This window comes from Qipengyuania sp. B-5 (assembly GCF_056857815.1).
Genome location: NZ_JBSXNU010000052.1, coordinates 69,945 through 82,481, shown reverse-complemented (window position 1 = coordinate 82,481; position 12,537 = coordinate 69,945). Strand labels below are relative to the sequence as shown.

15 protein-coding genes are annotated in these 12,537 nt (G+C 60.3%); 6 read left to right on the top strand and 9 right to left on the bottom strand.

The annotated features are described in order from the left end of the window. Together AC13CE_RS11830 and rpe are read right to left on the bottom strand one after the other, a co-directional pair. Positions 1 to 1,938, bottom strand: coding sequence for a heparinase II/III family protein (locus tag AC13CE_RS11830; protein WP_482972533.1), 1,938 nt, complete (start codon positions 1,936 to 1,938; stop codon positions 1 to 3). Then, the gene (gene rpe, locus AC13CE_RS11825) at positions 1,935 to 2,597 is read right to left on the bottom strand and encodes a ribulose-phosphate 3-epimerase (protein WP_473821302.1); all 663 of its coding nucleotides are present in this window, start codon (positions 2,595 to 2,597) and stop codon (positions 1,935 to 1,937) included. Before rpe ends, AC13CE_RS11830 begins: the two co-directional genes overlap by 4 nt. A gap of 284 nt (positions 2,598 to 2,881) precedes the next feature. On the opposite strand from rpe, the gene AC13CE_RS11820 reads away from it, so the two are divergent. Then, the gene (locus AC13CE_RS11820; protein WP_482972532.1) at positions 2,882 to 3,379 is read left to right on the top strand and encodes a DUF2141 domain-containing protein; all 498 of its coding nucleotides are present in this window, start codon (positions 2,882 to 2,884) and stop codon (positions 3,377 to 3,379) included. A 3-nt stretch (positions 3,380 to 3,382) separates the two neighbouring features. Here the strand turns inward: AC13CE_RS11820 and AC13CE_RS11815 are convergent, their stop codons facing one another. The 4 genes from AC13CE_RS11815 to AC13CE_RS11800 all read right to left on the bottom strand — a co-directional run bounded on the left by AC13CE_RS11815 (position 3,383) and on the right by AC13CE_RS11800 (position 8,328). Next, entirely contained in the window at positions 3,383 to 4,282 is a 900-nt protein-coding gene (locus tag AC13CE_RS11815; RefSeq protein WP_482972531.1) for a hypothetical protein, read from the bottom strand. Further along, a complete protein-coding gene (locus tag AC13CE_RS11810) occupies positions 4,279 to 5,316 on the bottom strand; it encodes a diacylglycerol/lipid kinase family protein (RefSeq protein ID WP_482972530.1) in 1,038 nt (345 codons plus the stop codon). Before AC13CE_RS11810 ends, AC13CE_RS11815 begins: the two co-directional genes overlap by 4 nt. Positions 5,317 to 5,557: 241 nt before the next feature. Beyond that, entirely contained in the window at positions 5,558 to 6,646 is a 1,089-nt protein-coding gene (locus tag AC13CE_RS11805; RefSeq protein ID WP_482972529.1) for a copper resistance protein B, read from the bottom strand. Beyond that, entirely contained in the window at positions 6,643 to 8,328 is a 1,686-nt protein-coding gene (locus tag AC13CE_RS11800) for a multicopper oxidase domain-containing protein (RefSeq protein WP_482972528.1), read from the bottom strand. Before AC13CE_RS11800 ends, AC13CE_RS11805 begins: the two co-directional genes overlap by 4 nt. Before the next feature lie 61 nt (positions 8,329 to 8,389). Here AC13CE_RS11800 and AC13CE_RS11795 point away from each other — a divergent pair, with 61 nt between their 5' ends. From AC13CE_RS11795 to AC13CE_RS11785, 3 genes are all read left to right on the top strand, one after another. Further along, the gene (locus tag AC13CE_RS11795) at positions 8,390 to 8,662 is read left to right on the top strand and encodes a metal-sensitive transcriptional regulator (RefSeq protein WP_482972527.1); all 273 of its coding nucleotides are present in this window, start codon (positions 8,390 to 8,392) and stop codon (positions 8,660 to 8,662) included. A 65-nt stretch (positions 8,663 to 8,727) separates the two neighbouring features. Continuing rightward, on the top strand, positions 8,728 to 9,207 hold the full coding sequence (locus tag AC13CE_RS11790; RefSeq protein WP_482972526.1) for a DUF411 domain-containing protein: 480 nt from the start codon (positions 8,728 to 8,730) through the stop codon (positions 9,205 to 9,207). Next, a complete protein-coding gene (locus tag AC13CE_RS11785; RefSeq protein ID WP_482972525.1) occupies positions 9,204 to 9,965 on the top strand; it encodes a glutaredoxin family protein in 762 nt (253 codons plus the stop codon). The genes AC13CE_RS11790 and AC13CE_RS11785 overlap by 4 nt, the downstream gene beginning before the upstream one ends. 38 nt (positions 9,966 to 10,003) lie before the next feature. Here the strand turns inward: AC13CE_RS11785 and AC13CE_RS11780 are convergent, their stop codons facing one another. After that, positions 10,004 to 10,582: a DUF305 domain-containing protein gene (locus AC13CE_RS11780; RefSeq protein ID WP_482972524.1), complete on the bottom strand. Its 579-nt coding sequence runs from the start codon at positions 10,580 to 10,582 to the stop codon at positions 10,004 to 10,006. Between the two features lie 191 nt (positions 10,583 to 10,773). On the opposite strand from AC13CE_RS11780, the gene AC13CE_RS11775 reads away from it, so the two are divergent. Both AC13CE_RS11775 and AC13CE_RS11770 read left to right on the top strand, forming a co-directional pair. Beyond that, a complete protein-coding gene (locus AC13CE_RS11775) occupies positions 10,774 to 10,938 on the top strand; it encodes a hypothetical protein (RefSeq protein ID WP_473821483.1) in 165 nt (54 codons plus the stop codon). Between the two features lie 147 nt (positions 10,939 to 11,085). Beyond that, on the top strand, positions 11,086 to 11,373 hold the full coding sequence (locus AC13CE_RS11770; protein ID WP_482972523.1) for a hypothetical protein: 288 nt from the start codon (positions 11,086 to 11,088) through the stop codon (positions 11,371 to 11,373). A gap of 145 nt (positions 11,374 to 11,518) precedes the next feature. Here AC13CE_RS11770 and AC13CE_RS11765 read toward each other — a convergent pair whose 3' ends face one another. Both AC13CE_RS11765 and AC13CE_RS11760 read right to left on the bottom strand, forming a co-directional pair. Further along, positions 11,519 to 11,776 carry a hypothetical protein gene (locus AC13CE_RS11765; RefSeq protein WP_473821484.1) on the bottom strand — a complete coding sequence of 86 codons (258 nt, stop codon included), beginning with the start codon at positions 11,774 to 11,776 and terminating at the stop codon, positions 11,519 to 11,521. Between the two features lie 92 nt (positions 11,777 to 11,868). Next, on the bottom strand, positions 11,869 to 12,405 hold the full coding sequence (locus AC13CE_RS11760) for a hypothetical protein (protein WP_482972522.1): 537 nt from the start codon (positions 12,403 to 12,405) through the stop codon (positions 11,869 to 11,871). Between the last annotated feature and the right edge of the window lie 132 nt (positions 12,406 to 12,537).

Below are 12,537 nucleotides of genomic sequence, written 5' to 3'. Positions count from 1 at the left end.
TCACCCCATTCGTTTGAGCAGCCAGGGGAAGCGTTCCCCGCCGCGCGCGGCCATGCCTTCGACCACGATCTGCTGCACGCCGTGCGGACGGCCATGGCCATCGACCCACAGGCTGTCCTCCAGCGTGCAGTGCGCTTCGCCGCTAATACCCCCGAGCCGAAATTGCCAGTAGCTTGCGTCGGGAAGCGCCAGATGCACGCCCATAGCGTCTTCGGTCAGTTTCGCCTCGATCCCGCGACCGAGATGAAACCGAATGGCGAAGGCGATCTTGCCGCGCTTGCCCTTGCGACCCGACGGCTCGAGCACATCCTCGCCGCGCAGTTCGCTGCCGTCGTCGGAGAGGATAAGAATGCGGCGATGGAGCAGGCCATGGCGCGCAACATATCCGTTGTGCGAAGCCTCCAGCTTGACCGCCTTACGCCCGCTCTGCTCGATGGTCTCGCGAGTGAACTCGATTTCCTCGACCCCCTTGCCGATCTGTCCGTGGAGGAGGACGGCAGTGGAATTGGCTTCGTCGAGTACCAGCGTCGAATGGGCCGAGGTTCCGCGCAGACCCTGCTCGATTCGCGCCGGGACCAGCGCGCCCGCAAGTTCTGCGCCACCGCAATTGACGATGATTCGCTGCGTCCGGTGAGAAAATTCGAAGGCCAGCGTAGAAGCGCAGCCGTGGCGTGCGTGGCGGGGCTTCGGCGGTGGTGCAGCATCCATGACCAACAGTCCGTCGCGCGATCGCACCCGCTGATACCCCCAGTGGCGAGCATCCATCATGGGGCGTGCACGTACTCCACTCGCGGTGACGAGGGCATCGAGCGCAGATTCACTCATGGCGGAGCTACCCTGCCAACTGCCGAGGCCCTTGTCGCCCATGCGCAGGGACAGGAGCGCGGGGACGAGCAGGCTGAGAAGCGCAGCAAACGCAGCAGGCGGATCCTGCTTAACCGCTTCGTAGCAGGCCCGCAGGTCGACAAGCAGTGCGATGACCTGCGCCTGCGCCGAAGGGCTGCGGGAGAGTACACCGCCATCGTCGCTAACGAGTTCGCCGAGCGTCCGCAGGAGGCCCGCTTCTGCATGCAAACGGCGCGGCTTGCCATCGGGCAGCAGCAGTCCGGCCGCCACCAGACCCGTCCAGCCTGTCACCTGCGCGAGGCCATCATTCCCGTTCGGTACGTGCCGGTCGAGCCAGCGCGCCGTCACCTCGATCGCACCCAGAAGAGGAGTCTTGAGTTTCTCGCCCTCACCTGAAAGCAGGACCGGTGTATGGACCAGCCAGTTCAGCAGGCGCAAACCGGCAAGTTCTACATCCCATGCGGGCCCCTTTCCGGGCTCGGGATTCGCCTTCAGCCACTCGCGAAAGAGGCGTCCCGACGTATCGGCGCATTGTCCGCGCGGCGCACAGGAAGACAGGTCGCGCATCCAGGTGAAGCCATGCACAGCGCGGGCGACGGGCAGGGCCAGCTTGGAGGGTGAGGCGAAATCAAGCCTGGTGGTGAGCGTCTTGTGCCCCGCAACCTGGAGATACCCGGCACGCAGAGCCATTCCCGAGGCGCGATCGCCGGCAAGAGGAGTTTCGACCATCGCGAGAAAACGCGGGCGTGCAGGCTTGCGCAACGGGGCACAAAGGATCGAGCCGGGTACGCCCAGTCTATAGGCCCAGCGCATCGCCATTTCGACCGGTCCGGTATCAGGCAGCGCAAAATCGGCGGGCACGAGAGCCCGAGCAGGCTCGAGGGGTTCGGGATCGACGATTGGTTCTGATGGAGGAGCTGGGGTCTTCGCAACGGGCTGCGGTTCGGCAACGTGGCAGACCTCGACCTCCGGTTCGCGATCTTTCGCTTCTACATGGGGTTCGGGCTCGTCGAACAACGGCAAGGCCGCCTGCATTCCGCCCGGTGCATCTTCACGCGCGGCATTCAGAAGATCGACGTGCCCTTCGCTCATTTCCGGCCCTTCAGCGCGGCGATGTTCGAGGCATATTTTTCGGGTCCGCCGCGGAATGTGGCAGAGCCAGCCACGAGCACATCGGCCCCGGCATCGATGCAGAGCGGCGCAGTCTTCGGATCGACCCCGCCATCGACTTCGAGCCGAATGTCTTTGCCCGTCTTGTCGATCATTTTGCGGATCGCCTCGATCTTGCGCAGCTGCGAGTGGATGAAGCTTTGTCCGCCGAAGCCGGGATTGACGCTCATTACAAGAACGAGGTCGACTTCCTCGATAAGATAATCGAGCATCTTTGCCGGGGTGCCCGGGTTGAGCACTACGCCCGCCTGTTTGCCGAGCCCTTTGATAGCCTGCAGCGTGCGATGGATGTGCGGCCCCGCTTCGGGATGGACGGTGATGATATCCGCGCCGGCTTCGGCGAAAGCCTCCAGGTAAGGATCGACCGGCTGAATCATCAGATGGACGTCGAAGGGCTTGCCGGTATGTGGACGCAATGCTTTCACCACCGCAGGCCCGATGGTGATATTTGGCACGTAGTGTCCGTCCATTACATCGATATGGATCCAGTCGGCTCCGGCCTCGTCAATCGCACGCACTTCCTCACCCAACCGGGCAAAATCGGCTGAGAGGATGGAGGGCGAAATCAGTGGGGCAGTCATGATCGCGTTGTCCGGCTTCGGATTGAGTTAGCCTTGGAGCATTCGAAATACCCTTCTCCCGTAAGTCTCCACAAGCTTGTCCCCCGGCTTATCCACGAACCACCGCTGCCGTTGGTAGCAGCTTGCCTCCTTTGCTCGCCCTCTTTTGTCGCTGAACGGGAAATTCAGCCGCAATTCAGCGGAAATTTGGCAAACAGCTCAGTGTATCGAGGCGGGAATCCCGCCAACAAGATGCAGAGATTTCTCTGCACTCACACTGACACTGAATTGACGGGGCTTTCCGTATGAAGAAACTGATTGCTGCCATTGCAGGTACCGGCACGTTTGCGCTTGTAGCTCTGACGCTGGCATCACCTGCCGAAGCGCAATACCGCGAAAAAATCACTAATAATCCGGGCCTGTGCGCGGCAGGCAAGGGCCCTGCTGTGTCGGTCGCCATTACGGGGATAAAGGAAAGCAAGGGTACGATCCGTATCCAGTCTTACCGTGCCACCAAGCAAGATTGGCTGGAGAAGGGCCGCTGGATTTATCGAATGGAAGCTCCTGCGAAGGCCGGCACCATGCGCTTCTGCATGCCGCTTCCCAAGGCTGGTCACTACGGTATTGCCGTTCGCCACGATGTCGACGGGGATGGCGAAACAGATATTTTCGGAGACGGTGGCGCCATGTCGAACGATCCTAGCATCAATCTCTTCAACCTCGGCAAGCCGAGCTACAAGAAGGTAGGCTTCGATGTCGGCAGCGGAGTGGAGAACATCTCGATCCGCATGCGCTACCGCTGATTTCTAGCCGGAGCGCCTGCGTTTGCGCCATAGCTCCCATGCCGCTCCCGGCATGGCGAGCAGGGGATGCTTTTCACGGAAAGGCGTGACTTCTAGTGCAATCCCGGTGTGTCGCTCCAGCTTCCAGGCACCGTAGCGCGCAGCACCTTCGAAGGTCGTCGTCGCTTTGGCCAGGCGAAGGATGTTAAGTGGCTTGCCCAGCCGTTGACGCGCCCGCCATGCTTTCATGATCTTGGCACGGCGCCTGTCCCCCATGCCCGGCTTGAGTGTGTCGTCAGGACCGCGTTCGATCGGCACGCCCTCGGCATCCCAGGCAAGCGGCAAAAGGCCGTCGAAGTGTTCAGCATTGACTGACAGTATCGAATCTTCGCGGCCGGGCTTTTCGACGCGGAATTCGGCACGATAGGTGGCTTGAAAAAGCGCTCGCCAGTAATCCTTCGCGCGCGCACTTTCCGGACCAAGCACCGCTGCGAACCGGGCTGCAGTTCGTGCCGCGTGTCCGATGGCATCCTCCACGGCCGATCTCGAGGGTTCGTCCTTCGCCCAGGCAAGAGCACTTGGCTGGACAAACCTCGTCCAGATTGTGGTGTCGCGGCTGCGACCAGTGGCCGCTTGCGCAAACTTATCAAGGCTCATCGTGGCGATCTTGGCGCGAAGAATGTGTCCCTCGAAAGGCCGTTCGCAATAACTGACTCGCGGCCAGATCCGCTCGCGCTGCGGCCCGGGTAAGAGGACGTAGAAGTCCAGCACGCCCTCGAGAGAACCTGTCCGAAGGTTCGAACCATAGAACAGCACTGCGCTGGCCCCGGCTTCTTCGCCCAGCATGCGCGCGTAACCGGCCACTTCGCTACGCACCTCCTGCGCGAGCGTCCGGCGAACCCGATCCTGCAGGCTTTCGCTCACCCCGCGACGAAGGTCAGTTCGGGGCCCTGCTCGATAGTGTAGCTACCCGGCGCGAAATGCTCCCCGTCGAGGATGAAGGGCGCATCGAGTTCAATCGCAAAGCCAGTGGCGGACAAATGGTGCAGCCCTGCATCGCTCAACCAGCGAGGATGCCAGCCGGCGAGGATGGCTGGAACGGAGAAGAGAATGCGGCGGAGCGGACGGTCGAGCACGACCATCCTGATACCGGCCTGTCCCTTGCCGAACAGCTTGATATGGAGCGGCATGGTCTCCAGCGTCGATGCCAGCATGAGATGCCGACGACGCGGATCGCCGTGGCGTGAATGCGACATCGCTTCACCCGAAGGAAGATAGGCCAGTTCCATCTGTGTGCCACGACGCCAGCGGTTGGCGTCGCTGCCGAACAGCGCCTGTAACACGCCCCAGGCACTGGTCATGCCGACCGCAAGCGAATTGAAAAACCCGATCCGGTGCGCGTCCTGTCCCGCTTCGACACCGAGCGAGAATGCACCCGCTCCAAAGATGAAACCCAGCATGGCCGGATCATCGCTACCGATCTTACGGATGGCCAAAGGACGGCGCCTGACGGTACGACCGCCATTATAGGCATCGATTGCTTGCGCCAGCGTCCAGTCCGAAGGCGATCCCAGATCGACATTCAGTGCATTGGTCTTGCCTTTGGGCAGTACAGCAATCTTCGGCCACCGCGAACCAAAGACCGGTTGGCCCATGGTCAGGACGTCGCGCACAGTGCCATCGCCGCCGCTGATGACGAGCAGATCTATCCCGTTTTCGGCGAACCGCGCCAGTTCATGCGCGATGTCGAGGCGAGTTTCCGGACACGCGACGGAGACATTGCTGCGGTCTTCGCATTCTCGCCGTTCGGCAGTATTTTGGTGACTGCGACGATTGAGGATGACCCCGACCCGCACCGCATTGCCAACCCGATGACCGGGCTGCAACGAGATGGGCGCACTCCTGATACCCTCCGCAATGCGGGAAAGATGATCAAACTGATATATGGTGCGTTTCATGATCCCGTCGCCTTTGCCTGAGCGCAGAGGGCAAACCTAAATGTTTCTTCGAAGAGTCACACTTTGTCATGTCTATGTAACGTTTCCTGCAGCGATTACCAGCGCGGGGCTGCTACAATGTGTTGCACTGCAACAACATCTGCGCGCTGGAGGGCCGCCGACTAACCTTCGCTGAATGAGCCGAGTCGGATGGAAGTGCGTTCAACCCAAGTGAGCATTGCAAGGCTCATCGCGCGCCTCGCTAGAACCAGGCGCGCAGCCCTAACACCGCCTTGAGGCCATCGGGATCTTCGCCGGCCAAACGCGTCAAATCTGCCGTCTCGCCGACCTTGGCCTCGTATTCGAACCCTATATAGGGTGCGAACTCCGGCATGACTTCGTAGCGAAGACGAAGCCCGGGTTCGATCTTCGTGAGACCAGACCCTATTTCACGCTCCGGTATGTCATTGGCGGCCAATTCGATTTCGATCCGCGGCTGGAGGATTAGCCGCTGCGTTATTTTCTGATCGTATTCCGCTTCCAGCCGCGCAGTCAGGTCACCCCGGTCGGACAGGAACAGCGCGCCATCGACATGGAACATGTAGGGCGCGAGACCCTGAGTGCCGATGACGAGGTGTGTGCGGCTATCCGGCTCCGGATCGAACCGCACACCCGCCTGCAGATCGAAGAACGGGCCGATGGCACGACTGTAGAGGGCCTGGATCTCAGCATCCTCCAGCGCGCCGCCGAATTCGCCTTCGCCCTCGGTTTTGAGGACAAAACGATTGATATCTCCGCCATACCAGCCCTGCGCATCCCATAGATAACCGTCCTCGCCGCCATCGATGGCGATGCGCGCCTCGAGCCGTTCGACCAGGACCATACCCGTGGTCATGCCGCCGTTCTCGCGTGCCAGCTGATTGCGGGCAGGAACCATGGCTGCTTCACCCCAGACGGCATCGGCGGCGTGACGCGGCCCTTCCAGCGCGCGTGGCGGTAAGGCGCTTTCGGGTGCCGCGCCAGGGGCGGACTTGTCGCTCATCCCACCGTGCGAGGAATGGTCCATGCCCGCCATTTCGCCATCCGTTCCCGTGTCAGGCTCCGGCTCGTCCTTCGGCGGGCATTGTTCGGGCGGAAGGTGACCCATCGCACAATGGTCCATCTCCGGTTCGGGAGACTGTTCGGGTGCGGGCTCGCCCTTGGGGGGGCACTGCTCGGGTAGAAGATGCCCCATCGCGCAGTGATCCATCTCGGGCTGCGGTCGGGCAGCCGCACCGTGCGCGGAATGGTCCTGAGCGGCGAGCGGCGTAACCGCGAGCATCGACCCGGCGAGCAGCGCGACGCGGATCATGCACCGTCTCCTTCGGGGAACGGGCGCACCGTGACGACCTGCATCATGCCGGCGTGCATGTGGTAGAGCAGGTGACAGTGGAAAGCCCAGTCGCCAGGCTCGTTGGCGGTCAGATCGAAGGTGGCGGTGCCGCCCGGTTGCACGATCACCGTGTGCTTCAACGGCTGGTGCATGTGGTCCGCGCCGTTGACCAGTTCGAAGAAATGGCCGTGCAGATGGATCGGATGCGCCATCATTGTCTGGTTGACCAGCTTGACCCTAACCCGTTCGTCATATCCGAAACGGATCGGATCGTCGGTGACCGCGGTGAACTTCTTGCCGTCGAACGACCACATGTAGCGTTCCATGTTGCCGGTGAGATGGATTTCCATCTCGCGCTCGATCTCGCGATGCGGATTCATCCGCCTGGCCTTGAGATCGGTGTAGCGCAGCACGCGGTGGCCTACCCCGTCGAGGCCAAGGCCGGGGAAACCCATCCGGTCCATTGGCATCGGCGCGATCATGTCCACGCCCGGCCCCACCTCGACATCGTCGGGCACGAGCGACTTGTCCCGCATCGAGTGGTCCATGCCGCCCTCATGCGCCGAGTGGTCCATCATTCCCATATCGACCATTGTCAGTGTGGGGATTTCACGCAGCGGCGGAGGGGTTGCGATATGGCCCTTGTGGCTCGTCAGGCTGGCGACACCCATGCCGCTACGATCCATCGCTTCGGCAACGATGGCGTGGCTGCCGGACGGCGGGGTAACGATCACGTCATAGGTTTCCGCCACGCCGATCTGGAACTCGTCAACCTCGACCTCGTCCACATCCTGACCGTCGGCCTGGATCACGGTCATCGGCACGCCGGGGATACGTAGGTTGAAAAAGGTCATGGCAGACCCGTTGATGACCCGCAGCCGCACGCGCTCACCGGGTTGGAACGCCAGCTGCAGGTTATCCTGCGGCCCGTGCCCGTTGATGAGGAAGGTGTAGGTGCTGCCCGTCACATCGGAGATGTCACGCGGGTTCATCCGCATCTTGCCCCACATGCGCCGCATCTCGCCCGACATCTCGCCTTCGCTCGCGGTGAGCATGTCACGCTGGAAGTAATGTTCACCGACCTTTAGCTTCCGCATGATTTCGTGCGGGTGCATCGGGGTGAATTCGGAAAGCAGAACGACGTAGTCGCGGTCGTAGCGCGGATCGGGATTTGCGCTCTCGACGATTATCGGGCCGTAGTGGCCAGCCTGCTCCTGCAAGCCCGAATGCGAATGCCACCAATAGGTCCCGCTTTGACGAATCGGGAACTCGTAAGTGAACCTTTCGCCAGGACGGATACCGGGAAAGCTTACGCCGGGTACGCCATCGAACTGGAACGGTAGCAACAATCCGTGCCAGTGGATCGAGCTGTCCTCGTCCAGATTGTTGGTTACGTGGAGCCTGGCGGTCTGGCCTTCCCGCAGGCGAACCAGCGGCCCCGGCACCGTGCCGTTGACTGCCACTGCATGCCCCGAACGCCCGCCCGTTGTGAAGTGATGGTTTCCGATGGCGAGTTCGATGTCTTCGCCCGACACTTCACCGAAGCCCTTTCCCGCATGGGTGAGTGACGCGCCCCGCGCCCAGGCTGGCAAGGGCAGTGCGCTTGCTGCGGCCAGCGCTGCGGTGCTTTTGATCAGGCGACGGCGGGAAACTTTATGCATCATTGATCCTTCGACCGGTCTATTATATACCCCCCTAGGGTATTACAAGCAGGATTCGAGCATGACCGGAACGAAGATTGCGAAAATCAACCGGCTGAACCGGATTGCAGGCCAGGTGCGCGGGGTCGCGCAGATGATCGAGGATGATCGTTACTGCATGGACATCCTGCATCAGATGCAGGCGGTGAAGTCGGCTCTCGCCAAGGTGGAAAGCCAGGTGCTGAAGGACCACGCAGCCTGCTGCGTCGCTGAAGCAATCGCTAGCGGTGACGAGGATGAGCAGCGGGAGAAATTCGAGGAACTGGTCGTTCTTTTCGAAAAAGCGCGGAGGTGAACGCAGATCCCGCCACTATGCCGTTCGCCTCTATCCTCTTTCCGTCAATCCAAAAGGAGTTTGCCATGCTTCATTTCCTTCGCAGCGCGATTGCCCGCCGCTCTTTCGCCGGGGCAATGCTCCTGGGGACCGCACTCTCCGCCTGTGCCGCGCAAGCTGCAACCTTCACCATGTACCGCGATCCGAATTGCGGCTGCTGCCTCGCGTGGGCTGACCACATGGAGCAGGGCGAAAAGCATGTCGTCGAGACGGTGGACCATCCCGACATGGCATCGGTGAAGTCGCAGAATGGCGTACCCGACGATCTCAGGTCCTGCCATACCGTGCTGGCCAACGGATACGTGATCGAAGGCCACGTCCCCGCTGCCGATGTCGAGCGCCTTCTGGCCGAGCGTCCCGAAGGCGTAACCGGTCTTGCGGTCGCCGGCATGCCCATGGGTTCGCCCGGCATGGAGCATGGCAATCATCGCCAGCCCTTCCGGGTCATTGCGTTCGGCCCCGAAGGTCGCAGCGTCTGGGCCAGCTATCCGGGTAACGCCTCATGAGCGAAAAGACCGCGACCGTATATCGGATGGTCATGCCCGGCCATGTCTGCCCCTATGGGCTGAAGACCGTCGACCTGCTGAAGCGGGAAGGCTTTTCAGTCGACGACCATCATCTCGCAAGTCGCGAAGAAACCGACGCTTTCAAGGAGAAGCACGGGGTCGAAACCACGCCGCAGACCTTCATTGATGGGAAGCGAATCGGTGGGTACGAGGACCTGCGCGTATTTCTCGGCAAATCGCGTAGCCAACCGAAGGAAGGCGATACGAGTTACCAGCCCGTCATGGCCATATTTGGCGTGGCCTTCCTGCTTGGTCTCGCGATTAGCTGGTATGTCTTCGATACGATCTTCACCGTGCAAGCCATCGAATGGTTCGTGAGCCTGTCGATGGCACTGCTTGCTATCCAGAAGCTCCAGGACATTCGCAGTTTTTCGACCATGTTCCTGAACTACGATCTGCTGGCGCGGCGCTGGGTCCGCTATGGATACGTTTACCCGTTCGGTGAGGCTCTGGCAGGGATTTTGATGGTGGCGCATGCTCTGCCGATCATTTCAGTTCCTGTTTCGCTGTTCATCGGCACCGTCGGGGCAGTCAGCGTTTTCAAGGCCGTCTATATCGACAAGCGCGAACTCAAATGTGCCTGCGTGGGGGGCAACAGCAATGTACCGCTCGGTTTCGTCTCGCTCACCGAGAATCTGTTCATGATCGGTATGGGCCTGTGGATGGGCGCGAAAGCCATTGGCTGGATTGTGATCTGATCACGGCAGGTAAGCGAGTTTCTCGTGCATTTCCGCCGTCACCTCGTGATCGTCGACTCCGCCTCGGCGCGTAACGATGGTGTCAGTTCGGCCGTGCGCGGCTTCAGTGGTGTATCTCCGCCCATCTCGCCATTTGCCTCGATGTCCTCGAGCAGCAATTCCATCTGCGCTATCTCTTTCACCTGCGCCTCGATGATGGCATCGGCAAGCTCGCGTACACGCGGATCCGTGATTTCCGCACGCCGGCTGGTGAGCACAGCGATCGAGTGATGCGGAATCATCGCCTTCATGTAGGCCCGATCATCGACCATCGACTGGCTCCGGGCGAGGTACAGGAACAGCACAAAGCCGACTGCTGCCCCGACCATGACCAGAATCTTGGTTAGAAGCGTGCGATACATTCCCCACATGAAGCCGAGCATGATGGCTATCATTGCCATGCCCATCATCAGGGCCATCCACATACGGGTCTGGCTGAACCATATGTGGCCAGTCTCGTAGACGTTCGAGTATTTGAGGACGAACATCGTGACGATGGACGTCGCAATCATCGCCGCGAAAGTGGGCCATTTGGCGGAATGCCGGTCCTGTCCGGCTTCTGTATTCTCTTCTGCCATTTCAAATCTCCTCACCGGGATTACACCCCCGTGAGACGTCTGGTTCCGGGCAAACGGATGCCTAGGGGCGGTCGGGCCCGAAGACCTGCGCCCGCTCTTCCGGCCTGAAGAGAAGCTTATGGCCACCCTGTATGTTTCGCGATAGTGTACTGAAATGGAACTCGAAGCACAGTATCCGTACCGCAAGAGAAATGACTGAAATTCCCAGACTTAAGGATTACAATCGAGGGTGTTTTCGGGCCCTGCTGATTGCGGGGCTCATCACGGGCGCAATTGTGTGGGGAATCCTCAGTCTGGACGATACACCTCAGAATGCCGATATGGATGACGAAGAAGACACCTTTTTCGAAGAGTAGTGGCTGCCACAAAGGGTGATCAGGGAAAGCCCAATTCCTGTTCGGATGAAAACCTCTACAATCAAACTGCGGCAAGTGGAGTTTTCCGCCTGACGAGCTGAAGCAATGGCACTTGCAAGTCCGCTCGCTCCGGTCAGAATACGCTTCGTGAAACTGCGTTTTCTGCTTCTTTCTCTCACCGGAGCAACCTTGGCATCATGTACCGTCGAGGACACCCGTAGCCGCGAGCAATCTCCATCGATTTCGGAAGACGCCCGAATTAAGGATCGGGTTCTCACCATCTTGTGCGACAACGAAACGCGCAACGTGCAGCAGGATTTTGTCCCCGTCGTCAACTACGCGAGGGAACGGGACGGCCGATCGGATCGCGTATGGGAGGTTGCAGACAACGCGAATTGCCAGGAACTCGAAACTAATTCCAGCCAGTCCGGTTAATCGAGTTCCGATTTTCAGGCGCTTTGTGACCTGCCGATCTGCAGCGCGGCCTTTTCGCGCTCACGCATGAAAATGGCGGCGCCCGTCGAATGAGACAGATGCCGCCAGATTTAAACCAGCACGCAAGAACGTGCTGACGCTAAGCTCAGTACTGTTCTTCGACCTGGTCTTCAGCCTGATCCCCAGCTTCGCCCATGGCATCCGCTTCGGCATCAAGCGCTTCTTCGGCTGCTTCATCGCCCTGGGCTTCAGCAAGATCGGCCTGTTCCTCAAGGACGTCTTCCTGAGCTTCGTATTCCTGTTCAACCAGGTCTTCCTGGGCTTCCTGCTCGCTTTCAGCGCAGGCACCGAGTGCGGCGAAGGCAAAGGCCGAAGCCACCAGTGTTACGGGCTTGAATTTCATTACATATCCCCTTGTATCTGCTCGGAAGTGGCAGTGTGGCGACTATGGCCTGAAGGGGGCGTGAGGTCAAATTCACGCCCCTTGCCTTTTCCTTATCCCTGACTCTGTTCGGCGCTCATCGCCTGTTTGATCTGATCCAGCGTTGCCCGAACGATCAGTGTTCCCTCATTATCGAGGGTCATCAGTTCGCGCGGCAACGTGACCGGTCCCTCGGTGCTCTCGACAACAACGGCTGCGCTGGAAGCCTCTTGAATAGTGCCCAGCGCCTGACCGTCGGCCGTCTTCACGGCTGCGCCGGCAGTAAGAGCGGCATCGAGTTTCGCTTCGAAAGCGGCCATCTGCTGGTCGAACTGCGCAACCAGTTCAGTCTTCGTGATATTGATCGTCGCTCCGCTTTCGCCGCTGGTAACGGCGTTGCGGGGAATCGGTACTGCGCGCTCATCGACATTAAGCAGGAGCAGTTCGCCCTCGGCGCGCGCAACGGTGCCAATCGCGGCACCATCGGAACCGTAGATCGTGGTGCCGGCGTCTACCGTGGCCGCACTGCTGGGTACTGCAACATCCTGTGCGATGGCCGGACTGGCAATTCCTATGGCAAGCGCGGCGGCGGAAAGATACTTGAAACTCATGAAAATCTCGCTGGTTGGCGTGAAAGGTGCTGCCGACCTATTGGCCACATGCCTTGGCACAACCCTAAACGGGACGATCCGTTGCTCAACCGGCTCGACTCGACCTCCAGCACGGGTGTTTTCGTTTTACGG